Origin of the sequence: Pseudomonas sp. RGB (genome assembly GCF_007713445.1) — a bacterium.
Classification (GTDB): Bacteria; Pseudomonadota; Gammaproteobacteria; order Pseudomonadales; family Pseudomonadaceae; genus Aquipseudomonas.
Window position 1 is genome coordinate 61498 of record NZ_VMSH01000008.1, and the last position, 24577, is coordinate 86074.

Below are 24577 nucleotides of genomic sequence, written 5' to 3' on the forward strand. Positions count from 1 at the left end.
TCTCGAACCGCGTAGCACAGCCCTCCGGCATCGGCCGGGGACGGCGGCCGGCGCATAAAAAAACCACCGCAAGGGTGGTTTTTTTCACCGCGTGGGCTTACTCGCCGCGGTAGATGCAGCCACTGGTGCAGGTCTCATGGATGCGAATCGCGCTGAGTTCCGGCAGCAAAGGTTTGAGCTCATTCCAGATCCATTTGGCCAGCACCTCGCTGGTTGGGTTTTCCAGGCCTGGGATGTCATTGAGGTAGTTGTGGTCGAGGCGTTCATAGAGCGGCTTGAAAATCGCCTTGATCTCCGAGAAGTCGCGAATCCAGCCGGTATGCGGATCGAGGTCGCCGCTCAGGTGGATCGCCACCTTGAACGAATGCCCATGCAGGCGCCCGCATTTATGGCCGTCCGGTACGTGGGGCAGGCGGTGGGCGGACTCGAAGGTAAACTCTTTGAAGATTTCCACAGTATTTTCAGCTCGGTCAGGTATCTGGCAGGCGGCGAGTTTAACAGCTTGATCCTTCGCCGCGCATACCGCTTGGTCATAGCGCCAGCAAGTGCTCGCCCAACGTGCCGTTATCCGCCAGGTCGAGGAACTCATCGCCTAACCGTCGGCTCTCGCTCATCGCGGTTTGCCAGTACTTGTTGCGGCTCGGGTCATCGCCCATGAAGCGCTTGAAGTCGCTGCGGTCCGGCAGTTTGCCGTGGGGCAGGCGGGCGAGGTAGTCCCTGGACGGAGCCAGCAGCAACACATCCTGCAAACCCTGTTGATTACTGCGCCGCCACGGCAGGCCCTTGTCGAACCAGCCGGGGATGACCCGGTCGGTGAAGTGCGGGTACAGCACGATGTCATCGCCGTGGTAGGGCAGGTCGAGGTGATAGTCGAGCAGGCCGCCATCGCGGTAAGTGCCGGCGCCCGCGCCGGGCAGGTCGCGTACGCCTTGCATCACCATGGGGATCGAGCCGGACGCCAGCAGTGCCTGGCGCAAGTTGCGCAGGTCCAGGTCTAGGAAGCGCGACGGGAAGTCTTTCAGCGGATGCACCGGCGGCGCCTGGCGCGGGTCGTGGATGATCAGCCGTTCGAAGTGCCGCGCCAGCCGCGCACGGCCGCGCAGGTTGTCGGCAATGACCGACGACAGGCCCAGACCGAGCCGACCGCGATGGTCATCGGCGAGCAGGCCGTGGCTTTTGACCACCATGATGTTCAGGCGATAGTCGGGGTTGTCGAGCACCCGCGCGTCGCGGCCTGCGAGCAGGTCATCGAGCATGCGCTGGCAGCTGCGGCTGACCTCGGCCATGGTCACGCCCTTGGCAAAGCGTTGTTCGTTGTACAGGCGGCCGAGGTCGAGCAGGCCTTGCACCGGATCGGGCAGGCAGGCGCTGGCAAACCGCCAGGAGCCGATGGAGGCGCCGATCAGCGCACGCTCGCGTGGCGCGCGCGGCAGCCAGTCGCCGAACAAGGCCAGGTCCAGGCCCTGAATGCCCAGTGCCTTGGGGCCGCCGGCCGCGCCGGGCAGGATACCGACATCCGCAGGTTTGAGGCCTTGTTCGCGAATGCGCGCAAAGGCGCGTTTACCGGCCTTGAGCGTCAACGCGGGAAACTTGATGTGGATGGCTGTCATACCAGTCTCTTTTCAAGCGAGCGGGGCAGTATAGGAAAACTCGCGGGTGATGGGTAAAGAGGACGATTGAAAAATGCCATGGTGGCAATTCAGTTTCAGTTAAGTTGCAGCGGGTACGTTGGCCTGCGTAGGAAAAACATCCTGAAACGGAGATTTGCCATGAAGCGCCTCACAGCGCTGGTCGCCGCCGGTATCATCGCCTGCACCTCGGCGCAGGCCCGGGCAGTGGACCCTGACAAGCCACTGACAGTGCCTGGCACTGTTACAATTGTCGCCTTTGATCAGCTGGAAGCCACGGCCCTGGCACTGCACCCGGGTTCGACCCTGCTGGACACCGACCTGGACGAGGCCTACGGCAAGTACTTGTACCAAGTCGAACTGGAAGATGCCGACGGCATCGAGTGGGAAGTCGAATTGGACGCGCTCAGCGGGCACGTGCTCAAGAATCATCAGGAAACGTAATGAAGGTATATCGACGCGCCAGCGGTTTGATGGTGCTGGTGCTCCTGGCTTTTTGTTCCAGCCTGGCGGCCCGCGACCTCAACCAGGATGAAGCCTTGGCACTGCGCCAGCAGGGCGTGATCCTGCCGCTGGAGCAACTGTTGCAACAGGCCATGTCGCGCTACCCCGGCTCCCGGTTGCTGGAAGCCGAGCTTGAAAAAAAACACGGCCAATATGCTTATGAGGTGGAGCTGGTGACCACCGAAGGCGTGGTGCGCGAGATCAAGCTGGATGCCACCACCGGCGTGCTGCTCAAAGATAAGGAAGACGACTGATGCGCCTGCTTCTGGTGGAAGACAACGTTCCCTTGGCCGATGAACTGCTGGCCGGCCTGCAGCGCCAGGGCTATGCCGTCGACTGGCTGGCCGATGGTCGCGATGCCGCCTATCAGGGCCGCAGCGAACCCTATGACCTGATCATTCTCGACCTGGGCTTGCCCGGCCTGCCGGGGTTGGACGTGTTGGCGCAATGGCGCGCAGCCGCGCTGGCCACGCCAGTGCTGGTTCTCACCGCGCGCGACTCCTGGGCCGAACGCATCGAAGGGCTCAAGGCCGGTGCCGACGATTACCTGAGCAAACCCTTTCACCCCGAAGAACTGCACTTGCGTGTCCAGGCGTTGTTGCGCCGCTCCCATGGCCACGCCAACCAGCCCACCTTGCAAGCCGCCGGGTTGCACCTGGATGAAGGCCGCCAGTGTGTACTGCGCGACGGCGAAGAAATCCAGCTGACCGCCGCCGAATTCCGCCTGCTGCGCTACTTCATGCTGCACCCGGAACAGATCCTGTCGAAAAGCCACTTGGCCGAGCATCTTTATGACGGCGAGACCGAGCGCGACTCCAACGTGCTGGAAGTACACGTCAACCATCTGCGTCGCAAGCTGGGCCGCAGCGTGATTGAAACCCGGCGCGGCCAGGGTTACCGCTTTGGCGCCAGCCCTGCATGAGGTCGATTCAGCGGCGCCTGAGCCTGGGGCTGATCAGCGTGATGGTGATCGTCGGCGTGGTGTTGGCGCAAACCAGCCTGTGGTTGTTCGAGGCCGGCTTGCAGCGCTACCTGGAAGCGGGCTTGCGCAACGACAGCGAAAACCTGCTGGTGGCGCTGGTGCGCGGGCCGAACGGTGTGCAACTGGATGAACAACGTTTGTCGCCGGCCTATCAGCGGCCGTTTTCCGGGCATTATTTCCGTATCGATTTTGCCGACACTCACTGGCGTTCCCGTTCGTTGTGGGACCAGGAGTTGCCCCGGCTGCCGGAAGCCGGGCTCAAGGGCAACCTGCAGCTGGGCCCGGAAGGCCAGCAACTGCTGGTGTTGCGCGCGGACTACAAGCGTTTTGGCCAGTCGATTTCCATCAGCGTGGCCCAGGACTACACGCCAGTGCGGGAAAGTTTCCGTCTGATGCGTCAGATCGGCCTGGTGATGGGCCTTGCGGCATTGCTGCTGGTGCTGGTCCTGCAACGGGTCACGGTGCGCCGCGCCTTGCGCCCGCTGGAAACCGCCCGCGAACAGATCGCTCAACTGCAACAAGGCCAGCGCTCACAGCTCGACACTCAAGTGCCGCTGGAACTGGAACCACTGGTGGCGCAGATCAACCACCTGCTGGCTCACACCGAAGACAGCCTCAAGCGTTCGCGCAACGCGTTGGGCAACTTGGGGCATGCGCTGAAAACACCGTTGGCCGTGCTTTTAAGCGTGGCTTCCAGTGAACAGCTCAAGGCCCATCCCGAACTGGGCAAGCTCTTGCGCGAACAGCTGGAGCAAGTGCAGCAACGGCTCAATCGCGAACTCAATCGCGCACGCCTTGCCGGTGAAACCTTGCCGGGTGCCTTGTTCGACTGCGAAAAGGAGCTGCCGGGCCTGCTCGCCACATTGAACATGATCCACGGTGAACACCTGGACTTGAGTTACCACGTCACGCCCGGCCTGCAATTGCCCTGGGACCGCGAAGACCTGCTGGAACTGCTCGGCAACCTGCTGGACAACGCCTGCAAATGGGCGGATGCGGAAATACGCTTGAGCATCAGCGAAACGCCGCACAGCTATTTGCTGGCCGTTGAAGATGACGGGCCGGGCATTCCGCAGAGTCAGCGCGACCAAGTGTTCAGCCGGGGCACGCGCCTGGATGAGCAGATCGACGGCCATGGCCTGGGGCTGGGGATCGTGCGGGATATCGTCGAGGTGTGGGGCGGGGTGTTGCAGTTGCAGGAGAGTGAGCTGGGTGGCTTAAGGGTGCTGATCGAATTGCCCAAACGCCAGGCCTGATAGACCACAAAATATAAAATGTGGGAGCGGGCTTGCTCGCGAAAGCGGAGTGTCAGCCGACAAATTCGGCAACTGACACACTGCATTCGCGAGCAAGCCCGCTCCCACATTCGACCTGCTCAAGGGTCAGAATCTGTGCAACTCACTCACACCCGAAACTGATCCATCAACCCCTGCTGCTGATTCGCCAGGCTGTTCAGCGCTTGGCTCACTCGCGCCGATTCATTCGCCTGCTCCGACAGCGACTCGGTCACGTCCCGGATCGTCGCCACGTTGCTGTTGATCTCCTCGGCCACCGCGCTTTGCTCTTCGGCGGCGCTGGCGATTTGCAGGTTCATGTCGCTGATCACCGTGACGGCCTCGCCAATCTGGCGCAGGGCGGTGACCGCCTGGCCGACCTGCTCGACACTGCCCTGGGCCTGGCGATAGCTGTTGCCCATGGAGCCGACCACATCGGTGGTGCCGTTTTGCAGCAGTTCGATCACCACACGGGTTTCTTCCACCGATTCCTGGGTGCGCCGTGCCAGGTTGCGTACTTCGTCGGCGACCACGGCAAATCCACGGCCGGCCTCACCCGCGCGGGCGGCTTCGATGGCGGCGTTGAGTGCCAGCAGGTTGGTTTGCTCGGCAATGCCTCGAATCACTTCCAGCACCGAACCAATTTTCTCGCTATTGGCCGCCAAGCCTTCGACCTGAGTCATGGCGGTGCTCATGTCCGCCGCCAGGTGCCCGATGTTGGTGGTGGTGCGGTCGATCACGGTCAAGCCCTCGCGGGTGGCCTGGTCGGCGTCGCGCGCGGCTTGTGCGGCTTGGGCGGCGCTGCGGGCCACGTCCTGGGCGGTGGCGCTCATTTCGTGGGAGGCGGTGGCCACCTGGTCCACCTGGCGGTATTGCTGTTCCATGCCGGCGCTGGTCTCAGTGGCAATTGCGGCGGATTGGTCGGCCGTGCCGCGGGCGTCCTGCACTGAGCGTTTGACCTGGGCAATGATCGGTTGCAGTTTGTCGAGGAAGCGGTTGAACCAGCCGGCCAGTTGGCCCAGTTCATCCTGCTTGTCGTAGGCCAGGCGACGGGTCAGGTCGCCTTCGCCGCTGGCGATGTCTTCCAGCATGCGCGCCACGCCAAGGATCGGCCGGGTCACGCTGCGCGCCATCAGCCACACCAGTACCAGGCCGACCACGGCGGCGAGCAGGCCCAGGCTCAGTTCCAGCAGGGTGCCGCGGGTGTTGTCGGCATCCAGTTGCGCCTTGAGCGCTTCGGCGGGGCCCACCAGGACTTTTTCCGGCACATCCAGCAACACACCCCATGGCTTGCCGCCGGGAATCGGTGCGAACGGCGCCAATACCTTGAGTTGATGGTTGTTGCGCACGCTGCGGATTTGCGTGCTGGCCGCCAGCGCGTTGATCAATTGCGCGCCGCTGGCCGTGTCGACTTTATCCAGGCGCTGGCTGAGTTTGCTCGCATCCGGGCTGTAGCCGGCGAGCAAACCGGTGGGGCTGAGGATGCTGACTTGCGTCTGGCCGTCATACAGCTTCTGGCTGGCCTGCTGGCTCACGGCCTGCAGGCTGTTGAGGTTGATGTCCACCGACAGCGAGGCGATGACTTTGCCGTTGACCATCAGCGGAAACACGATGCTGGTCATCAGCACGTTTTGCCCGTCGATCACATAAAAGTACGGCTCGATCACGCAAGGTTTCAGGGTGGTGCGCGGGCAGGTGAACCAGGCGTTGGCTTTCTCGCCGCTGGGGCCGACGCTGGTGTCGGACATGTCGCTTTCGGGCAGTGACATGGAGGTCAATTTGCCTGGCGTCGGTTGCGACCAGTACAGGGCAAAACGGCCTTTGTCATTGCTGCCCAGTTCCGCCTGATTGGCGAACAGCTCATCCTTGCCGTCCAGCGCATTGGCTTCAAACACCAGCGACAACCCGAGCAGGTCCGGGTTGGCCTGCAGCGCGGCCTTGACCTGGCGGGTCAAGTCTTCGCGGGTGTCGAAGGCGTCGAGGAAGCGTTTCTCTGCCTGTTCGCGCAAAAACAGTACCTGACGGGCAAAACCATGGCCGTACTGGTAGGCGTCCATGAATTGCTGGCGAATGCCCAGCGCCTGCACTTCACCCTGGGCCTCGATGCGCGACTGAGCGGACTCGTCGAGCATCTGCATGCTCGAGGCTTTGACCTGCTGCGAGCTGTGCTCCATGCGATACAGCGACAGACCCACCAGCAGGGTCACGATCCCCAGCAGGCACAGGCCGGCGAGCAGGGTGATTTTCCATTGAATGGACAGCTGTCTGAGGAACATCGAGGAGCATCCTTAACCTGAAAACACAGAGAGCCTCTGTATCGGCCGCTTTTGATGCTTCTTTATTATTTAAACGTTCAATTGAGCGCTGAAAACGACGCCGTTTTTTGACATGCGCGCCCGCCTGCTGCAAAGTGCGCGCCCTCTAATAAGACCTCTTCAAGCCTGCACGCTGGCAGCCAACCCCATGGCCGCCCGGGCGCGGGCATGCCTGTTTTTTATGTTTCTGTCTTGAGGTAATCATGATTAACGCAGTCATCGCCGCGGTCGGCACCATGCTGGTGCTCAGCTTGTCCCGCGTGCATGTGGTCATCGCCATCATCGTCGGCGCCCTGGTGGGTGGCTTGACCGGTGGCCTGGGCATCGAAGCCACGCTCAAGGCCTTCAATGGCGGCTTGGGCGGCGGGGCGACCGTGGCGTTGTCCTACGCCTTGCTCGGCGCTTTCGCGGTGGCGATTGCCAAGTCCGGCCTGGCCCATGCTCTGGCAGACAAGGCGCTGATGCTGGTCGATCGTCAGGAAGCCAGCGGCGGCAGCCACGTCAAATGGTTGCTGATCGGTCTGTTGTGGGTCGTGGCGATTGCTTCGCAGAACATCCTGCCAATCCACATCGCGTTTATTCCGCTGCTGGTGCCGCCGTTGTTGTACGTGCTGACCAAGCTGCAATTGGACCGCCGCCTGATCGCCTGTGTGATGACCTTCGGCCTGATCACGCCGTATATGTTCCTGCCGGTGGGTTTCGGCAACATCTTCCTCAACCAGATCCTGCTGGCCAACGTGGCCAAGAGCGGCGTCGACATCAGCCAGGTCAACGTCACCCACGCCATGGGCTTGCCGGCGCTGGGCATGGTGGTCGGCCTGCTGGTGGCAGTGTTTGTCAGCTATCGCAAAAAACGCGTGTACGACCTGGAAAAAATCGAGCGCGTCGAGCAAGTGGCCGTGCAGTACAACCCGCTGACCCTGTTGGTGGCCGGGCTGGCGATTGCCTCGGCGTTCATCATTCAGCTGTGGCTGGACTCGATGATCATTGGCGCCCTGGCCGGGTTCCTGATCTTTTCGGTGTCGGGCATCGTGCGCTGGCGCGAAACCGACGACTTGTTCACCGAAGGCATGAAGATGATGGCCATGATCGGCTTCATCATGATCGCCTCCTCGGGGTTTGCCGAAGTGCTCAAGGCCACGGGTGACGTGCGTTCGTTGGTAGAAACCTCGGCGGCCTTCATCGGCCATAGCCGTGGCGTGGGCGCGTTGCTGATGTTGCTGGTGGGGCTGCTGGTGACCATGGGCATCGGCTCGTCGTTTTCCACGGTGCCGATCCTCGCCGCGATTTTTGTGCCGCTGTGTGTGCAACTGGGCTTCAGCCCGTTGGCGATTGTGTGCATCGTCGGCACCGCAGGCGCCCTGGGCGATGCGGGCTCACCGGCTTCGGACTCGACCCTCGGCCCGACTTCCGGCCTGAACATCGACGGCCAGCACCACCATATCTGGGACACCGTGGTGCCGACGTTCCTGCACTACAACATCCCGTTGCTGGCATTCGGCTGGCTCGCTGCGATGACCCTTTGATGATTTGAAACACCTCCCGCGCCACGGGTTTCCAGTGGCCTACAGATCCGTTGCAATTGGCCGATAGCCTCTCCAAGTCGCCACTAATAAGAGAGAAAAGCCATGCGTCTGAGTCTGAAGGCCAAAGTCCTGTCCCTCGCCGTAGTGCCGGTATTGCTGTTTGCCGTGGTCATCAGCCTGACCACCGTGTGGATCCTCCAGGGCCAGGCGCGCAACGAGGTGGATGAAACCCGCCAGCGCCTGCTCAACGACGCCAAGGCCACCCTGCAAAGTTATGTTGAGGTGGCCATGACCACCATCAAACCGCTCTACGACGCCGCCGCCCCTGGCGACACCGCCGCGCGGGCCGAGGTGGTCAAGTTGCTGTCCAACACCCGCTACGGCAAGGACGGCTACTTCTTCGGCTACGACTCCGAGACCATCCGCCTGTTCAAGGGCAACAGCCCCGACGGCGTGGGCAAGAGCTTCAAGGACAACCGCGACCCCAACGGCGTCTACGTCAACCGCGACCTGGTCAAGGTCGGCAAGGACGGCACCCACTACCTGCAATACAGCTCGACCCAGCCGGGGCAGACCGAGTTGGTGCCCAAGCTTGGCTACACCGAATACCTGCCCAAGTGGGACATGGTGATTGGCACCTCGGTCAACCTCGACGGCATCGAAGCCCAGGTGGCCGTGGTCGAGGCCAAGGTTGAGAAACGCATGGAAGGCGTGCTGCTGAGCATCCTCGGTGTGGCCGTGGTGGTGTTGCTGGTGATTGCCGCCGTGGGCATGGTGACCGCCAATACCATCCTGCGGCCGTTGAACTTGATGAAAGCCAACCTCGACGATATCGCGGCGGGCGAGGGCGACTTGACCCGCCGCCTGGCCATCACCAGCCAGGATGAACTGGGCGATCTGGCGGGTGCGTTCAACCGCTTTGTCGACAAGATCCACGGCCTGGTGCGCCAGATCACCGAGATGACCTCGCAACTCACCGGGTTGGTCGGGCAGGTGTCCGAGCAAGCCCAGCGCTCGGAAACCGCGATGGAGCGCCAGCGTCACGAAACGGACCAAGTGGCCACCGCCATTAATCAGATGTCCTCCGCCGCCCATGAAGTCGCGCGCAGCGCTCAGGGCGCTGCCGTCGCCGCGCAACAGACCGACGCCGAGGGCCAGGCCGCCAAGCGCGTGGTAGACGGCAGCATCGCGCAGATTCATGCGCTGGTGAATGACATCCGCAGCAGTGGTGTATCGCTCGACAGCTTGCAACAGGACGTGTCGTCGATTGTCAGCGTGCTGGGCGTGATCCGTTCGATTGCCGAACAGACCAACCTGCTGGCGCTCAACGCCGCCATCGAAGCCGCGCGGGCAGGCGAGGCCGGGCGTGGTTTTGCGGTGGTCGCCGATGAAGTGCGAGCGTTGGCCAGCCGCACTCAAACCAGCACTCAGGAAATTCAGGGCATGATCGACCGCCTGCAAAAAGGTACCGAAGCCGCCGTGGACGCGATGCGCCGTTCCAGCGATGCCGGCGACGGCACCTCGGCCCAGGCCAACCAGGCCGGCGCCTCACTGGACACCATGGCGCAGCTGATCGGCACCATCAACTCGATGAACGCGCAGATTGCCAGCGCCGCCGAAGAGCAAACTGCCGTGGCCGAAGAGATCAACCGCAGCGTGCATCAGATCGCCGTGGCGGTCGACAGTGTGGCTGATGAAACCCAACTGGGCGCCCAGACCTCTCGCAGCCTGGCGGATTTGGGCCAGCGCCTGGGGCAGTTGGTCGGTCAGTTCAGGATCTGATCTTTCATGGGTTTAACCGATGTTTAACTGACGTACATACGAATATACCTCTCACACGCGGGGCCGCCGCCACGGTGATCGATGGCGTGTGCCGGGACGTCAGCCAAGCGTTGGGCGATGGTTATCCGATGTTCATCAAAGGCCGCTAGATGCGTATTCTGCGTGGCGACGCGTTAGAGGTCGCGCATCAGCAGGCCGAAACGCAAGTCCATTGCGGCCGGGAGCGGCACGTACACGGTGTGCCCGTCGCCCGGCGCGACCTCAATGGCTTCACCCTTGGCGTTGTGCAGCACGGCCAGGTCGAAGTGAAAATTCCCGGCGGGCGTCATCAATTCCAGATGATTGCCCACGGCAAAGCGGTTCTTCACCTTGACCTCGGCCAGCTCGCCACGGCGCTCGCCAGTCAACTCCCCGACAAACTGCTGCCGTTCCGACACCGAGCTGCCGCGCTGGTAATTCTGGTACTCGTCATGCACGTGGCGGCGCAGGAAACCTTCGGTGTAGCCGCGCTGGGCGAGTGATTCCAAATTGGTCATCAGCTGCCGGTCAAAGGCGCGACCGGCCACCGCATCGTCGATGGCCTGGCGATACACCTGGGTGGTGCGTGCGCAGTAGAAGTGCGATTTGGTGCGGCCTTCAATCTTCAGCGAATGCACGCCCATGTGGGTCAGGCGCTCCACGTGCTGCACCGCGCGCAGGTCCTTGGCGTTCATGATGTACGTGCCGTGTTCATCCTCGAACGCGGGCATTTGCTCATCTGGGCGATTGGCTTCCTGCAGCAGGAACACTTGATCGGTCGGCGCGCCGATGCCCAGGGTTGGCTGACACGTTTGGACGATGTCGCCCGTAGCGTTTTCCACCGCTGGCGTGGCCTGATACTTCCAGCGACACGCGTTGGTGCAGGTGCCTTGGTTAGCGTCGCGCTTGTTCATGTAGCCCGACAGCAGGCAGCGTCCGGAATAGGCCATGCACAGGGCGCCGTGCACGAACACTTCCAGCTCCATGGTCGGCACGTGTTGGCGGATTTCGTCGATCTCTTCCAGTGACAGCTCGCGCGACAGAATCACCCGGCCGATGCCTTGTTGCTGCCAGAACTCGACGCTGGCCCAGTTCACCGTGTTGGCCTGCACCGACAGATGAATGGGCATCTGCGGAAAATGCCGGCGTACCAGCATGATCAGCCCGGGGTCGGACATGATCAGCGCATCCGGGCCCATGCCGATCACGGGGGCCAGGTCCTTGAGGAAGGTTTTCAGCTTGGCGTTGTGCGGCGCGATGTTCACCACTACGTAGAAGCGTTTGCCCTGCGTGTGGGCTTCCTGGATGCCGAGCGCCAGGTTGGCGTGGTCGAATTCATTGTTGCGCACACGCAGGCTGTAACGCGGCTGGCCGGCGTAGACCGCATCGGCGCCGTAAGCGAAGGCGTAGCGCATGTTTTTCAGGGTGCCGGCGGGGGCGAGCAGTTCGGGGGCGATGACAGATGGCATGGGTTCGCGTCGCAAAAGGTCGCGAGGGTAGTGGAGCTTGATCTGGGATTTATTGATCCAGATCGTCCTTTGTTGATTTTGTATCGTGGTGTATCGGCAGGTGGGTTTCGACATAGGCGCGATACGTCGGGGGATTCCAATGGTGCATCCCCACAGCCACTTCGGCGAAGGCCGCGAGGACGCTCAGGAGCAGATGATTCAGACGCTGTTGAGTGAAGCAAAGGCGCAGGCTCCCGGGCAATGAGTGATGCGGTCTATGCTTGTGCGATAAACGATGGCACTCCCAGCATTCGCAGCGGACTAAGCAACAGGGCCTGCACGGGGCCTTGGCTTTTCTGACATGGACCGGACATGAATCAAACCAACCTGCAATTCAAAACCCTGCTGTTGCTGCTGGCCCTGGTGACCATCGCTTTTATCTGGATATTGCTGCCGTTCTACGGTGCGGTGTTCTGGGCGGTGATCCTCGGCATTATCTTTGCCCCGATGCAGCGGCGCCTGCAACAGCGGTTCAGCTGGAACCGCAACCTGACGTCCCTGGCGACGCTGACGGTGTGCCTGATCATCGCGATTTTGCCGGTGATCATTACCAGTGTGCTGCTGGTGCAAGAGGGCGCGACCCTGTACAAAAATATCGAAAGCGGCAAGTTGGACGTGGCCGGGTATATCGAGCAATTCAAAAACGTCCTGCCGCCATACTTCCAGCACCTGCTGGACCGTTTTGGCATGGGCAACCTGGAAGGCCTGCGCGAAAAGATCGTCAAGAGTGCGATGCAGGGCAGCCAGTTCTTTGCGACCCAGGCGTTCAGCTTTGGCCAGGGCACGTTTGATTTCCTGGTGAGTTTTTTCATCATGCTGTATCTGCTGTTTTTTCTGCTGCGCGACGGTCCGGAGCTGGTGCGCAAAGTGCGCACGGCGGTGCCGCTGGCCGAGCCGCAAAAGCGCCGTTTGCAGCTCAAGTTCAATCGCGTGGTGCGGGCCACGGTCAAAGGCAACGTGCTGGTGGCCGTGACCCAAGGTGCGCTGGGCGGTTTGATTTTCTGGTTTCTGGATATTCCCAGCGCGTTGCTCTGGGCGGTGTTGATGGCGTTTCTGTCGCTGCTGCCAGCCGTGGGGGCGGGGATTGTGTGGGGCCCGGTGGCCATCTACTTCCTGTTGAGCGGTTCGATCTGGCAGGGCGTGGTGCTGGCGGTGTTCGGCGTCTTCGTGATCGGCTTGGTGGACAATGTGCTGCGCCCGATCCTGGTGGGCAAGGACACCAAGATGCCGGATTACCTGATCCTGATCTCGACCCTGGGCGGGCTGTCGGTGTTTGGCCTGAACGGGTTTGTGATCGGGCCGCTGGTGGCGGCGTTGTTTATGTCGAGCTGGGCGCTTTTTGTCGAAAGCAAACCGCGGGTCAAGCTGCCGCTGCCTTAGCCGTTACAGACGGCGAGCTTCAGGCGTGCAGCCTGAAGCTCGACGCCTGTTGAAGCTGCTTTTCGGCGGCCGATAACGACGTGAGCGGGCCGCTGATGGGCTCGCCATCGCGCACCAGGTACCAGCAAGCCAGCAGCCCCAGCTTGCGAAGAGGGGCGGGAACGGCGCTGCCGATAACGGACATGATCTGAACAGTGGGCATAGAGACCTCCAATTGCTATGGAGGCCACCTTACGGCGCTGCGGGCCGAAGGAAAAATCAACCGGCTCGATAGTCGTCATCAACACAAGACGTCAATCCACCACTTGATCGAGCATGATCACCACTTCCTGCTCACTGAGCAGCCCCTTGTGCACCAGGTTTTCCGCCAACAACGCCAGGAACTTCGCGCTGCGATGGCCTTCAAGGTGCTTGAGCTCTGTGAGTGCGCTGTAGACCTTGCTGGACGTGCACAGGCCGGCGGTGCGGTGCGGGTTTTGCGTGGGCATGGTCAGTCGTCCTTAATTGTTATTGGCTGGACAGAATCAATAGTGAGAGGGCTTGGTGACACAAACATGACAGCGCAAGCCTGGTTCGAGCAAGTAGACATTAGCCATAATGATGTGCGATTACGCCTCGAGCATTGTCCTCACAGCGACCTTTGCAGGGTAAATCCGGACCTTTGAGGCAAAAAAAGGCCCCGCGTGTAAGCGGGGCCTGATCCTGGGATGTTAATTGCGCGTTACCAGCCGCGGCCGTAATAGCCATGGGGAGGGCCGTAGTAACCGCGTGGTGGGCCGTAATAAACCGGCGCCGGGCGATAATAAACCTGCTGTTGCACATACACCGGTGGCGGCGGAGCGTAGTAGACCGGAGGAGGCGCGGCATACACCGGTTGCGGCTGAACGTAAACCGGTTGCTGCACATAGACCGGCTGGGATTGGCTGGCAACCACCGAGCCGACAACGGCTGCGCCGACTAAAGCACCCAATACGGCCGGGCCACCCCAACCACCACCGTGGGCGGAGGCTTGGCCTGCCATAGCGAGTGCGCCGATAAGCAAGGCGATTTTGGGGATTTTACGGATCATGGTCATTCCTCGGTTAGCCCCTGCGCTTGTGGTCTGCAATCAATAGACTCAAGGATTGTCGCGGGGATACTTTTAAGACAACGTATTTCTGAAAAACAGCACAGCCGATAGGTAAAGGTTGTGTAAGGTCTGTACCCAATTGCTTACTCAAAGGAGTTTTCCATGCAGATGCACCCCAACAAGGACACCCAACTGTGCATGTCATTGTCGGCGCGTCCCGGGAATTTTGGCTTGCGTTTCCATAACCATCTGTATGAACAGTTGGGTCTGAACTTCTACTATAAGGCCTTCAGCAGCCAGGATTTACCCGGCGCGATCGGCGGTATACGCGCACTGGGCGTTCGCGGTTGCGGCGTTTCCATGCCATTCAAGGAAGCCAGCCTTGCGTTGGTCGATGAGCTGGACGACTCGGTCAAAGCCATTGCCTCCCTCAACACCATCGTCAACACCGACGGCCATCTCAAGGCCTACAACACCGACTACATCGCCGTCGAACAACTGCTGAAAAAGCACGCGGTACCGAAGGAATCCACCTTTGCCCTTCGCGGCAGCGGCGGAATGGCCAAAGCCGTGGCCAGTGCCCTGCGCGACGGTGGTTACGCCCATGGCGTGATTGTGGCGCGTAACGAAGCGGCCGGTCGGGCCCTGGCCCAAAGCCTGGGGTATGAATGGCAGGCAGAGCTGGGTGACTTGCGCCCGCAGATGTTGGTCAACGTGACACCGATCGGCATGACCGGTGGGGCAGAGGCGGATCAACTGGCGTTTGAAGCAGAAGCTGTGGATGCCGCCGATACCGTCTTCGATGTCGTGGCGATTCCCGCCGAAACGCCGCTGATCGTGCGCGGTCGAGCCAAAGGCAAGCGAGTGATTACCGGCCTCGAAGTGATCGCGATCCAGGCGTTGGAGCAATTTGTGCTGTACACCGGCGTGCGGCCCACGGATGAACAGTTTCAAGCCGCAGTGGCCTTCGCCCGAGCCTGAAAACCACTGGAGCTAATGTGGGAGCGGGCTTGCTCGCGAATACGGTGTGTCAGTCGACGAATGTGCCAACTGAACCACCGCCTTCGCGAGCAAGCCCGCTCCCACATTGTTGATCGAGTTATGCCTGTTCCAGTTGTGCCAGGCGTTCCTCAAGCGCTGCGATTCTGGATTCAAGCTCTTCGATACGATCCAGAGAAACCGCCCCCGTCGACCGCTCCACCGGAGTCCCCCGTGCCGCCAGAATCACCTCGATATCCGCCGGATCCCCCAGCGCGTGGGTATAACGGTCTTCCCGCTGCCCGGCCTGACGCGGCACCAGCACCGCCAGCCCGCGCGCAATCAAACGCTCCAGCTGGTGTACGACTTGCTCGGCGTCTTCAAAGTCATGCATGCGCCCGCTGCGAGTTAGCAGTTCATTGACCGTCTGCGGCCCGCGCAGAAACAGCAGCCCGATCAGGATCACCTGGGCCGGCACCAGCTCCAGTGCCTTGTCCACGCGATGCTCCCAGCGGTCGGCACGGCTGCCCATCACCAGGCGGGTAAAACCCTGGCCTTCCAGCGCACGCAGGCTTTGGCCGACCTGGCCCTGGCTGAGGTTCGTCACCGGTTCGCGGCTGGTCTTCTGGTTGCACGCCAGCACCAGGGCGTTAAGGGTCAGCGGGTAGGTTTCCGGGTTGGTCGCCTGTTTTTCGATCAGGCAGCCCAGGATGCGGATTTCCGTGCTGTTCAGGCGCGGCTCAGGGGTCTCGGTGTCGTGCTCGGCGGTCATCGCGCTTTCCCTATGCAGTGAACCCACTAGCCTAATCCTGAAAAAATAAAAGACAAGCGGCACGCGCGGCTGGCATGTCTATAATCGCCGCTGGTTCCAAACCCTGCCATTACCGTGAGACTGTCATGACTATTTCCCTGTACGCCGCCTCCATCCCGGTCTTCAAGCAAATGCTCAACGCCCTGAGCGATGTGCTGAACAAGGCCGAAGCCCACGCCACCGCCAAGAACATCGAGCCAAACGCCTTGCTGCAAGCGCGCCTGTTTCCGGACATGTTCCAGCTGGTGCGCCAGGTCCAGATCGCTGTCGACTTCGCCAAAGGCGTTTCCGCGCGTCTGGCCGAGATCGAAGTGCCGAAGTACGAAGACAGCGAAGTGACCTTTGCCGACCTGCAAGCACTGATCGCCAAGGTGCTGGCATTTGTCGACACCATCAAGCCTGAGCAAATCGACGGCAAGGAAGGCATCGAGATCATCACCCGCCCAGGCACGCCGAAAGAGAAGCGCTTCAGCGGCCAGTCCTACCTGCTGACCTACGGCCTGCCGCAGTTCTTCTTCCACGTCACTACCGCTTACGCTCTGCTGCGTCACAACGGTGTGGAAGTGGGCAAGCGTGATTACATGGGCGCTTTCTAAGCCCATAAAAAAGCCCGGGGTTGTTCTTGATCGAACGCCCCGGGCTTTTTCATGCCTGACAGTTAAGCCAATTGCTCATCCTTGCCCAGGCACGCCGCAGCAGTAAACAGCACATCGGTGGACGAGTTGAGCGCGGTTTCCGCCGAATCCTGCAGCACGCCGATGATGAAACCGACGGCCACCACCTGCATGGCAACTTCGCTGGGAATACCAAACAGGCTGCACGCCAGTGGAATCAACAGCAGCGAGCCGCCGGCCACACCCGACGCACCACAGGCACAGATCGCCGCGACCACGCTGAGCAGCACGGCGGTGGGCAGGTCGACGGCAATGCCGAGGGTGTGAACCGCTGCGAGTGTCAGCACGGTGATAGTGATTGCCGCACCGGCCATATTGATGGTGGCGCCCAGCGGAATCGACACCGAGTAAGTGTCTTCATGCAAGCCCAGGCGTTTACTCAGCGCCAGGTTCACCGGAATATTCGCCGCCGAACTGCGCGTGAAGAAAGCGGTAATGCCGCTCTCACGCAGGCACATCAGCACCAGCGGGTAGGGGTTGCGGCGCAGTTTCCAGAACACGATGGCCGGGTTGACCACCAGCGCCACGAACAGCATGCAGCCGATCAGCACCATCAGCAGGTGGACGTAGCCGAGCAGGGCGCCGAAGCCGGAGGTGGCCAGGGTTGAGGCCACCAGGCCGAAGATGCCAAGCGGTGCGAAGCGAATCACCATGCGCACGATCAGCGTCACGCCGTTGGACAAATCCTCCAGCACGGTGCGGGTGGTTTCACCCGCGTGACGAATCGCGATGCCCATGCCGATGGCCCAGGCCAAAATGCCGATGAAGTTGGCGTGCATCAGTGCGCTGACCGGGTTATCCACCACGCTGAGCAGCAGGCTTTGCAGCACCTCGCCGATGCCGCCGGGCGCACTGACGCTGGCATCGTGGGTGGCGAGCACCAGCATCGAGGGGAACAACGTACTGGCAATCACTGCGACCACGGCGGCAGCGAACGTGCCCAGCAGGTACAGGAACAGGATCGGCTTGATATGGGTTTCCTGGCCGTGTTTATGACTGGCAATCGATGCCATCACCAACACGAAGACCAGAATCGGCGCCACGGCCTTGAGCGCGGCGACAAACACCTTGCCGATAAAACCGGTGGCCTTGGCCGCCTCTGGCGCGAACAACGCCAGAAGGATACCGGCGACCAGGCCGAGGATGATTTGCGTGACCAGGCTGACGCGAGCCAGTCGTTGCAGCAGGGAAGGGGCAGCAGTCATAAACACATGTCTCTATTTTTTTGAAGGCACAGCGGCGCACGCAGAACGGGCTGTAGGACGCGGGGCGCGGAGTCTAGCACGCTGTACAAAGTGTTCCGTGCGATGCGGCATTCGGTCACCCGCGGCTGCGGGCCTTGGCCAAATCCCGACATACTCTGTTAACATTCCCGCCTCTCACCTTTCCTATCCGTCAGCGAGCCCTTCGGGCTGTCGTTGATGTCGTCGTTTCTGGAGTTTTCATGCTGTTTCCCATCCTGCTGCTGTCGGCCGCCGGCTTTACCGTGCTGACCACAGAATTCATTATCGTCGGCCTGTTGCCGTCCATTGCCCGGGACTTGGATGTCAGTGTCCCCCAGGCCGGGCTGCTGGTGACCTTGTTTGCCTTTACCGTGGCGGCGTTTGGTCCGTTTCTTACGGCGTACTTCGCGCGCTTTGGGCGCAAGCGTCTGTTCATCAGCATTCTGATCATGTTTGGTGTGGCCAATACGGTGGCCGCGCTGGCGCCGAATATTTGGGTAATGGCAGTGGCACGGTTGATCCCCGCGTTGGGGCTGCCGGTGTTCTGGGCCCTGGCCAGTGAAACCGCAGTGGATATCGTCGGCCCGGAATACGCCGGGCGCGCCATCGAAAAGATTGGCTTTGGCATCGTCTGCGCCACCGTGTTCGGCATTCCAGTGGGCACGTTGACTTCGGACATGTTCGGCTGGCGCACCGCGTTCGCGATCCTCGCCGTGGTGGCGTTGGCCAAGGCTTTGCTGCTGTTTATCTACTTGCCGGTGACTAGGCCGAAAAACGATCAAGTCACCCTGCGCTCGCAGTTCAAGATCCTGCGCAACCCGGTGATGCAGGGCCATATTTTGTTGTCGATCCTGGTGTTCAGCGGCATGTTCACTGCTTACACCTACTTGGCCGATATCCTCGAGCGCCTGGCCGGGTTCGACGGCACCCTGGTGGGCTGGTGCCTGATGGGCTTTGGCGCGGTCGGCCTGCTCGGCAACTCCCTGGGCGGGCGCGCGGTGGATCGCCACCCATTGATCGCCTCCATGGTGTTCTGCGGGTTCATGATCGCCGGCATGGTGGCCTTGGTTCCGGCGATTCATTCAACGATTGGCCTGGCAGCGGCGATGGCCGTGTGGGGCGTGACCCAGGCGGCGATGTTCCTGGTCAGCCATGTGCGGTTGATGAAGGCCGCGCCCCATGCCCCTGCGTTTGCCGCGTCGTTGAATATCGCTGGCGCCAACCTTGGGATCGGCTTGGGCGCGATGGTCGGCGGGCATGTGATCGACACCTTTGGCCTTGGCAGCCTGGGTTTTGCGGCGTCCGGTTTTATCCTGGTGTCGATCTTGCTGGCGCTGTGGCTGATGACCGTCAAGCAGCCGCTCGCATCCAACGCCTGAACCCTCAGGGCAGGGCGGTAAACAGCTCGCGTCGCGCCCCTTCGGTAATCGCCACAATGCCAGGGTGCTTGATTTTACGTTCCACCGAGATCGCGTAAAACGACTCGGTGACCGCATCGGTCTGACCGATCAGCGCCACGCCATACTGGCGCACCACCTCATCGGCAATCACGCTGGGGGCAATAAAAATGCCGCTGCCGGATTGCCCGAATGCCTGCATCAAGGCGCTGTCGTCGAACTCGCCGATGATCTTCGGTTGGATCTGCTGCTCGGCAAACCAGCGCTGCAAACGGCTGCGCACCACCGTCTCGGCTCCCGGAATCAACAGCGGCGCGCCCTGCAAGCTTTGTGGGAAGTCGCCGCCATACCTGTCAGCCAATGCCTGGGTGGCGAAAAAACTGATACCGCATTCGCCCAGCTTCTGGCTGTAGCCCTTGATGTCCAGGTGTGTGGGCATGGGGCTGTCGGAAATCACCAGGTCCAGGCGCTGGATCGCCAGGTCGGCCAGCAGGCGGTCGAGTTTGTCTTCGCGGCAGGTGATGCGGATTGGCTCGCTCAGCTCCATGGTCGGCGCGATCAGCCGGTACACGATGGATTTAGGCACCACGTCCGCGACTCCGACCCGGAACAGGATCTGCTGTTCGTTGGGCTCTGCGCGCAACAGCGCCTCCAGCTCATTACCGGTCTGGAACATTTGCTCGGCGTAGGGCAGGGCGCGGCGCCCGGCCTCAGTCAGTTCCAACTGACGCCCGACGCGCTGAAACAGCGCGATACCGAAGGTTTGCTCAAGCAAACTGATCTGACCGCTGATGGTCTGCGGCGTGAGGTTCAATTGCTCACAGGCGCGCACGATGCTGCCGGTCTTGGCCACCACCCAGAAGTAATGCAGTTGTCGGTAATTAAGCATCACGGTCTACACTTCGTAAAAAACGAAGTATATGTCAAAAAAATACGAATTTTCCTGAACTGTCCGCCTGCATAGAATGCCTCGCTATCGAGGGGCCACCATTTGGACCCGCTGGTTCTAACGAGGAATACATGATGAAACTCAATTCCCTGGGCGCCGCATCGTTGCTTGCGCTTTCATTGGTAGTGGTCAGCGGTTGTGATCAGGTTGAAAAGAGCGCCCAGCAAGTGCTGGGCAAGGCCACCGAATCTGCCAAGCAAGCCATCGATGAAACCCACAAGGCTGCCGAACAGGCATTGAGTGAAGCGACGCAAGGCTTGATCAGCCCGGAAAAAAACCAGGAACAGAACGAAAAAGAATCTGAATCGGGCAGCAAAGAAGCTTAATTTCCCGCACAACGTCAGGACTGACCTATGGATTACCTCTTACAACTGGCCGCCAGCCCCACCGCCTGGATCGCGCTGGCCACCTTGATCGTGATGGAAATCGTGCTGGGCATCGATAACCTGATCTTTATCTCGATTCTCACCAACAAATTACCCGAGAAGCATCGGGCCAAGGCACGCCGTATCGGTATCAGCATGGCGCTGGTATTGCGCTTGGGCCTGTTGAGTACCATCGCGTTTATCGTGCAGTTGACGGCGCCGGTGTTCGAAATCTTCGGCCAGGCGTTTTCATGGAAGGACATGATCCTGATCGCCGGTGGCCTGTTCCTGGTGTGGAAGGCGACCACCGAAATCCATCACAGCATGGACCCGGAGCCGGAGGCGAAAGAAACCGTCAGCAATGCCGTGACCATTGGCTTTGCCGCGGCCATCGGCCAGATCCTGCTGCTCGACCTGGTGTTCTCCATCGACAGCATCATCACCGCCGTGGGCATGACCGAGCACTTGCCGATCATGATCATTGCGGTGGTGGTTTCGGTGATCGTGATGCTGGTGGCGGCCGAACCGCTGGCCAAGTTCATCAACGACAACCCGACTGTGGTCATGCTGGCCCTGGGCTTTTTGATCATGATCGGCATGACGCTGATCGCCGAAGGCTTCGGCGCCCATGTACCAAAAGGCTACGTGTATGCGGCCATGGCGTTCTCGGCAGCGATTGAGTGCTTGAACATCGCACGACGCAATCGCCACCAGCGTTTGCTCGCCGCGAGGCAGTAACGCCAGAAACACACAAAGCCGGCTGAGCGCACGAGCGCCCAGCCGGCTTTTTGCTGTCTGATAGAATCCGCGCACTTGTTACCTTGAGGTCCACCATGAACGAGCCGATTCGCCTTACCCAGTACAGCCACGGCGCGGGTTGCGGCTGCAAGATTTCACCGCAGGTGCTGGAAGTGATCCTTGCCGGCAGCGGCGCGCAGAACCTCGACCCCAACCTGTGGGTCGGCAACGCCTCGCGCGACGACGCGGCGGTGTACGCCATCGACGACGAGCGCGGCGTGGTCTCCACCACTGATTTTTTCATGCCGATTGTCGATGATCCCTTCGACTTCGGCCGTATCGCCGCCACCAACGCGATCAGCGACATCTACGCCATGGGCGGCGACCCGTTGATGGCCATCGCCATTCTGGGTTGGCCGGTGAATGTACTGGCGCCGGAAATTGCCCGCGAAGTCATCCGTGGCGGCCGTTCGGTGTGCGACGCCGCCGGTATTCCGTTGGCCGGCGGGCACTCCATCGATGCGCCGGAGCCGATCTTTGGCTTGGCCGTCACCGGCATCGTGCAAAAACGCCACATGAAGCGTAACGACACCGCCACTGCCGGCTGCAAGCTGTACCTGACCAAGCCTCTGGGCATCGGTATCCTGACCACCGCCGAAAAGAAGGGCAAGCTGCGCGAAGCGGATATCGGCCTGGCCCGTGACTGGATGTGCACGCTCAACAAACCTGGCAGCCGTTTCGGCAAGTTGGCCGGCGTAACCGCGATGACCGATGTCACCGGTTTCGGTCTGTTGGGTCACCTGGTGGAAATGGCTGATGGCAGTGGGCTCACGGCGCGCATCGAATACCAAAAGGTCCCACGCCTGGCCGGGATCGAGGACTACCTCGATCAGGGCTGCATGCCCGGTGGCACCTTGCGCAACTTCGACAGTTATTCGAGCAAGCTCGGGCGCCTGCAGGAACTGCACAAGCGCGTACTGTGCGATCCGCAAACCAGCGGCGGCTTGCTGATTGCCGTTAGCCCTGAAGGCGACGCCGAATTCCACACCGTGGCCGCCGAACTGGGCCTGAGCCTTGAGCCCATCGGCGAACTGGTTGAGCGACAGACCCACGCGGTAGAGGTGTTTTGATGGCAACTGACATCATCGACTACCGCGACATCTTCCTCAACGACCGGCCAATGATGGATACCCGCGCGCCGATCGAGTTCACCAAAGGCGCATTCCCCGGTGTGGTCAACCTGCCGCTGATGACCGACGACGAGCGCCAGCGGGTCGGTACCTGTTACAAACAGCAAGGCCAGCAAGCCGCTATCGTGCTGGGGCATGAACTGGTGTCCGGGGCGATCAAGGCCGAGCGTATTGAACAGTGGGCGCAGTTTGCCAAGGCCAACCCTGAGGGCTACTTGTACTGCTTCCGCGGTGGGCTGCGTTCGCAGATCGTGCAGCAATGGTTGAAGACCGAAGCCGGTATCGAGTACCCGCGAGTCGGCGGTGGCTACAAGGCCATGCGTACTTTCCTGCTGGAAACGCTGGAGCAGGCGACTGCGCAGTGTGACTTTGTGCTGCTTGGCGGCATGACCGGCACCGGCAAGACCGAAGTGCTCGGCCAATTGCGTAACGCATTGGACCTGGAAGGCCACGCCAACCATCGCGGCTCCAGCTTTGGCAAGCGCGCTACCGCGCAGCCGTCCAACATCGACTTCGAAAACCGCTTGGCTGTGGACCTGCTGAAAAAGCGCGCGGGGGGTATCGAGCAATTCGTGGTCGAGGACGAAAGCCGCATGATCGGCAGTTGTGCGCTGCCGTTACCCTTGCACCAGGGCATGCAGACGTTTTCGATGGTGTGGTTGGAAGACAGTGTTGAAGGCCGCGTGGAAAGAATCCTGCGTGATTATGTGGTCGACCTCTGCGCCGAATTCATTCAAGTATTTGGCGAAGACGGTCAGGCACTGTTCGCCGAGCGCCTGACCCAGAGCCTGGCCAATATCCACAAACGCCTGGGTGGCGAGCGCTTCCAGCGGCTGCAGGCGATCTTGCAGGATGCCCTGGAGGAACAGGCCCGCAGTGGTGCCGTGGACCTGCACCGGGTGTGGATCGAAGGTTTGCTGTGCGAGTATTACGACCCGATGTATGCCTTCCAGCGAGAACGCAAAGGCGCGCGGATCGAGTTTGCGGGCGAGCAGAGCGCCGTGGTGGAGTACTTGCGCGAGCGCAGTGGCAAGTCAGAATAATCAGCGGTGGCTAAGGGCCTCTTCGCGAGCAAGCCCGCTCCCACATTTGACCGCGTTTATCCTGTAGGAACGTGGTCGAGATGTGGGAGCGGGCTTGCTCGCGAAAGCGCCCTGAACCTCACCCGAACTCTACAGGATGACCGCCCCGATCAACCCGCACATCACGCCCACCACCATAGTCAGCACGGCCACCGTCACCAGCACTCGCGCATCGAAATCCTTGCGCAGCATCAACAGGGACGGCAGGCTCACGCTCGGCAGTGTCATCAGCAAGGCCACGGCCGGGCCGGTCCCCATGCCCAGGGTCATCATGGTTTGTACGATAGGGATTTCGGCGGCCGTAGGAATCACGAACAGCGTGCCGACGATTGCCAGTGGCACCAGCCACATCAGGCTGTTGGCCATGGCCCCATCGACATGGGGAAACAGCCAGACCCGCGCGGCGCCCAGTACCAGCACGGCAATGATGTAGATCGGGATCGTGCTCCAGAACAGCTGCCACAGGGTACGCAACCAACGGCTCAGGAACGGTTGCGATTCGCTCAGGCTGGCGTCGGCGACCGCGTTCAATGCGGCTTCGGGCACTTGATCGGGCCGGGCAATCCGCTGTGCCACCAACGAGACCCCGACCACCAGCACAATCCCCGCCACCAGCCGCAATGCGGTAAAGCCCCAACCCAATACAAAGCCCATGAACACCAGCGTCGCCGGGTTCAACACCGGGTTAGCGATCCAGAACGCCAACGCCGCACCCACCGACACGTTTTGACGGCGCATGCCCGCCGCCACAGGCGCCGCGCAGCAACTGCACATCATCCCCGGCAGGGCGAACAGGCCACCGCGCAGGGTCGAACCCAGCCCGGCGCGGCCAAACAGGCGCAGCAGCCAGTCACGGGGAATCAACACTTGCAGCAGCGAACCCAGAATTACCGCCAGCACGGCAGCTTTCCAGATCGCCAGGAAATACACCTGGGCGTAGGCCAGCGCGGCCGTCAGGGGCGCGGTTTGCTGGTCATTGAGAATCGAGGCGCCGATGCTGTGGTTATCCGCCGCGACGAATGCCTTGAGGTAGTAGGGCGACCACTTCACGTAGTAGAGGCCAATGCAGGCCACCAGCAGGAACAGCGCTGGTTTCCACCAGAACGACCAGCCCCGGTTGGGCTGGGTGGAGACGAGGTTGGGCATGGTGCTGATCCGCAGATGATTCAATAGCGACGCATCAT

At 61.1% G+C, this 24577-nt stretch carries 25 protein-coding genes and 2 pseudogenes; 15 read left to right on the forward strand and 12 right to left on the reverse strand.

Translation table 11 applies throughout. The annotated features are described in order from the left end of the window. Window positions 1–97: 97 nt before the first annotated feature. Together queD and FPT15_RS18015 are read right to left on the reverse strand one after the other, a co-directional pair. Complete coding sequence (gene queD, locus FPT15_RS18010; RefSeq protein ID WP_003173033.1) at window positions 98–454, reverse strand: 6-carboxytetrahydropterin synthase QueD; 357 nt, start codon at window positions 452–454, stop codon at window positions 98–100. Between the two features lie 76 nt (window positions 455–530). After that, the gene (locus FPT15_RS18015) at window positions 531–1610 is read right to left on the reverse strand and encodes a patatin-like phospholipase family protein (protein WP_145163344.1); all 1080 of its coding nucleotides are present in this window, start codon (window positions 1608–1610) and stop codon (window positions 531–533) included. A 159-nt stretch (window positions 1611–1769) separates the two neighbouring features. Here FPT15_RS18015 and FPT15_RS18020 point away from each other — a divergent pair, with 159 nt between their 5' ends. The 4 genes from FPT15_RS18020 to FPT15_RS18035 are packed head-to-tail and all read left to right on the forward strand — an operon-like array spanning window position 1770 to window position 4370. Beyond that, entirely contained in the window at window positions 1770–2072 is a 303-nt protein-coding gene (locus tag FPT15_RS18020) for a PepSY domain-containing protein (protein WP_145163346.1), read from the forward strand. Then, window positions 2072–2386 (forward strand): PepSY domain-containing protein, encoded by a 315-nt coding sequence (locus tag FPT15_RS18025; protein WP_145163348.1) that lies wholly within the window; start codon window positions 2072–2074, stop codon window positions 2384–2386. The genes FPT15_RS18020 and FPT15_RS18025 overlap by 1 nt, the downstream gene beginning before the upstream one ends. Next, a complete protein-coding gene (locus tag FPT15_RS18030; protein WP_106580083.1) occupies window positions 2386–3054 on the forward strand; it encodes a response regulator transcription factor in 669 nt (222 codons plus the stop codon). The genes FPT15_RS18025 and FPT15_RS18030 overlap by 1 nt, the downstream gene beginning before the upstream one ends. Beyond that, complete coding sequence (locus tag FPT15_RS18035) at window positions 3051–4370, forward strand: sensor histidine kinase (RefSeq protein ID WP_145163350.1); 1320 nt, start codon at window positions 3051–3053, stop codon at window positions 4368–4370. The genes FPT15_RS18030 and FPT15_RS18035 overlap by 4 nt, the downstream gene beginning before the upstream one ends. A 146-nt stretch (window positions 4371–4516) precedes the next feature. On the opposite strand, the gene FPT15_RS30380 is transcribed toward FPT15_RS18035, so the two are convergent. Both FPT15_RS30380 and FPT15_RS30385 read right to left on the reverse strand, forming a co-directional pair. After that, entirely contained in the window at window positions 4517–5272 is a 756-nt protein-coding gene (locus FPT15_RS30380; protein WP_372241485.1) for a methyl-accepting chemotaxis protein, read from the reverse strand. Window positions 5273–5374: 102 nt separating this feature from the next. Continuing rightward, window positions 5375–6664, reverse strand: a pseudogene (locus FPT15_RS30385) (HAMP domain-containing protein); the annotation flags it as partial. A 245-nt stretch (window positions 6665–6909) separates the two neighbouring features. Here FPT15_RS30385 and FPT15_RS18045 point away from each other — a divergent pair. The 3 genes and pseudogenes from FPT15_RS18045 to FPT15_RS30395 all read left to right on the forward strand — a co-directional run bounded on the left by FPT15_RS18045 (window position 6910) and on the right by FPT15_RS30395 (window position 10011). Continuing rightward, entirely contained in the window at window positions 6910–8229 is a 1320-nt protein-coding gene (locus FPT15_RS18045) for a Na+/H+ antiporter family protein (protein WP_178119720.1), read from the forward strand. Between the two features lie 102 nt (window positions 8230–8331). Next, window positions 8332–9153, forward strand: a pseudogene (locus FPT15_RS30390) (cache domain-containing protein); the annotation flags it as partial. A 102-nt stretch (window positions 9154–9255) separates the two neighbouring features. Continuing rightward, on the forward strand, window positions 9256–10011 hold the full coding sequence (locus tag FPT15_RS30395) for a methyl-accepting chemotaxis protein (RefSeq protein ID WP_370004746.1): 756 nt from the start codon (window positions 9256–9258) through the stop codon (window positions 10009–10011). Window positions 10012–10184: 173 nt separating this feature from the next. Here FPT15_RS30395 and yegQ read toward each other — a convergent pair whose 3' ends face one another. Further along, a complete protein-coding gene (gene yegQ / locus FPT15_RS18060; protein ID WP_145163359.1) occupies window positions 10185–11498 on the reverse strand; it encodes a tRNA 5-hydroxyuridine modification protein YegQ in 1314 nt (437 codons plus the stop codon). Window positions 11499–11849: 351 nt separating this feature from the next. Here yegQ and FPT15_RS18070 point away from each other — a divergent pair, with 351 nt between their 5' ends. Continuing rightward, on the forward strand, window positions 11850–12917 hold the full coding sequence (locus tag FPT15_RS18070) for an AI-2E family transporter (RefSeq protein ID WP_145163361.1): 1068 nt from the start codon (window positions 11850–11852) through the stop codon (window positions 12915–12917). A 19-nt stretch (window positions 12918–12936) separates the two neighbouring features. Here the strand turns inward: FPT15_RS18070 and FPT15_RS18075 are convergent, their stop codons facing one another. The 3 genes from FPT15_RS18075 to FPT15_RS18085 all read right to left on the reverse strand — a co-directional run bounded on the left by FPT15_RS18075 (window position 12937) and on the right by FPT15_RS18085 (window position 13992). Beyond that, window positions 12937–13119: a hypothetical protein gene (locus FPT15_RS18075; protein ID WP_106580093.1), complete on the reverse strand. Its 183-nt coding sequence runs from the start codon at window positions 13117–13119 to the stop codon at window positions 12937–12939. Window positions 13120–13210: 91 nt separating this feature from the next. Next, a complete protein-coding gene (locus FPT15_RS18080) occupies window positions 13211–13405 on the reverse strand; it encodes a hypothetical protein (protein ID WP_145163363.1) in 195 nt (64 codons plus the stop codon). Window positions 13406–13638: 233 nt separating this feature from the next. Then, window positions 13639–13992: a hypothetical protein gene (locus FPT15_RS18085; RefSeq protein ID WP_053255424.1), complete on the reverse strand. Its 354-nt coding sequence runs from the start codon at window positions 13990–13992 to the stop codon at window positions 13639–13641. A gap of 156 nt (window positions 13993–14148) precedes the next feature. Between FPT15_RS18085 and FPT15_RS18090 the strand changes: the two genes are divergently transcribed. Next, window positions 14149–14967 carry a shikimate 5-dehydrogenase gene (locus FPT15_RS18090; protein ID WP_145163365.1) on the forward strand — a complete coding sequence of 273 codons (819 nt, stop codon included), beginning with the start codon at window positions 14149–14151 and terminating at the stop codon, window positions 14965–14967. Window positions 14968–15085: 118 nt separating this feature from the next. On the opposite strand, the gene FPT15_RS18095 is transcribed toward FPT15_RS18090, so the two are convergent. After that, window positions 15086–15736: a YceH family protein gene (locus tag FPT15_RS18095; RefSeq protein ID WP_145163367.1), complete on the reverse strand. Its 651-nt coding sequence runs from the start codon at window positions 15734–15736 to the stop codon at window positions 15086–15088. 125 nt (window positions 15737–15861) lie between these two features. Here FPT15_RS18095 and FPT15_RS18100 point away from each other — a divergent pair, with 125 nt between their 5' ends. After that, window positions 15862–16371: a DUF1993 family protein gene (locus FPT15_RS18100; RefSeq protein ID WP_053255427.1), complete on the forward strand. Its 510-nt coding sequence runs from the start codon at window positions 15862–15864 to the stop codon at window positions 16369–16371. A 62-nt stretch (window positions 16372–16433) separates the two neighbouring features. Here FPT15_RS18100 and sstT read toward each other — a convergent pair whose 3' ends face one another. Continuing rightward, the gene (gene sstT / locus FPT15_RS18105) at window positions 16434–17654 is read right to left on the reverse strand and encodes a serine/threonine transporter SstT (protein ID WP_145163369.1); all 1221 of its coding nucleotides are present in this window, start codon (window positions 17652–17654) and stop codon (window positions 16434–16436) included. Window positions 17655–17893: 239 nt separating this feature from the next. Between sstT and FPT15_RS18110 the strand changes: the two genes are divergently transcribed. Then, the gene (locus FPT15_RS18110) at window positions 17894–19051 is read left to right on the forward strand and encodes an MFS transporter (RefSeq protein ID WP_145163371.1); all 1158 of its coding nucleotides are present in this window, start codon (window positions 17894–17896) and stop codon (window positions 19049–19051) included. A 4-nt stretch (window positions 19052–19055) separates the two neighbouring features. Here the strand turns inward: FPT15_RS18110 and nhaR are convergent, their stop codons facing one another. Beyond that, a complete protein-coding gene (nhaR, locus tag FPT15_RS18115) occupies window positions 19056–19958 on the reverse strand; it encodes a transcriptional activator NhaR (RefSeq protein ID WP_145163373.1) in 903 nt (300 codons plus the stop codon). Window positions 19959–20092: 134 nt separating this feature from the next. Between nhaR and FPT15_RS18120 the strand changes: the two genes are divergently transcribed. The 4 genes from FPT15_RS18120 to mnmH all read left to right on the forward strand — a co-directional run bounded on the left by FPT15_RS18120 (window position 20093) and on the right by mnmH (window position 23354). Continuing rightward, a complete protein-coding gene (locus FPT15_RS18120) occupies window positions 20093–20344 on the forward strand; it encodes a hypothetical protein (protein WP_145163375.1) in 252 nt (83 codons plus the stop codon). Between the two features lie 27 nt (window positions 20345–20371). Then, window positions 20372–21121 carry a TerC family protein gene (locus tag FPT15_RS18125; RefSeq protein WP_106580101.1) on the forward strand — a complete coding sequence of 250 codons (750 nt, stop codon included), beginning with the start codon at window positions 20372–20374 and terminating at the stop codon, window positions 21119–21121. A 95-nt stretch (window positions 21122–21216) separates the two neighbouring features. Beyond that, a complete protein-coding gene (gene selD / locus FPT15_RS18130) occupies window positions 21217–22251 on the forward strand; it encodes a selenide, water dikinase SelD (RefSeq protein ID WP_145163377.1) in 1035 nt (344 codons plus the stop codon). After that, on the forward strand, window positions 22251–23354 hold the full coding sequence (mnmH, locus tag FPT15_RS18135; RefSeq protein ID WP_145163379.1) for a tRNA 2-selenouridine(34) synthase MnmH: 1104 nt from the start codon (window positions 22251–22253) through the stop codon (window positions 23352–23354). Before selD ends, mnmH begins: the two co-directional genes overlap by 1 nt. A gap of 129 nt (window positions 23355–23483) precedes the next feature. Here mnmH and FPT15_RS18140 read toward each other — a convergent pair whose 3' ends face one another. After that, entirely contained in the window at window positions 23484–24539 is a 1056-nt protein-coding gene (locus FPT15_RS18140) for a permease (protein WP_145163381.1), read from the reverse strand. Window positions 24540–24577 lie beyond the last annotated feature (38 nt).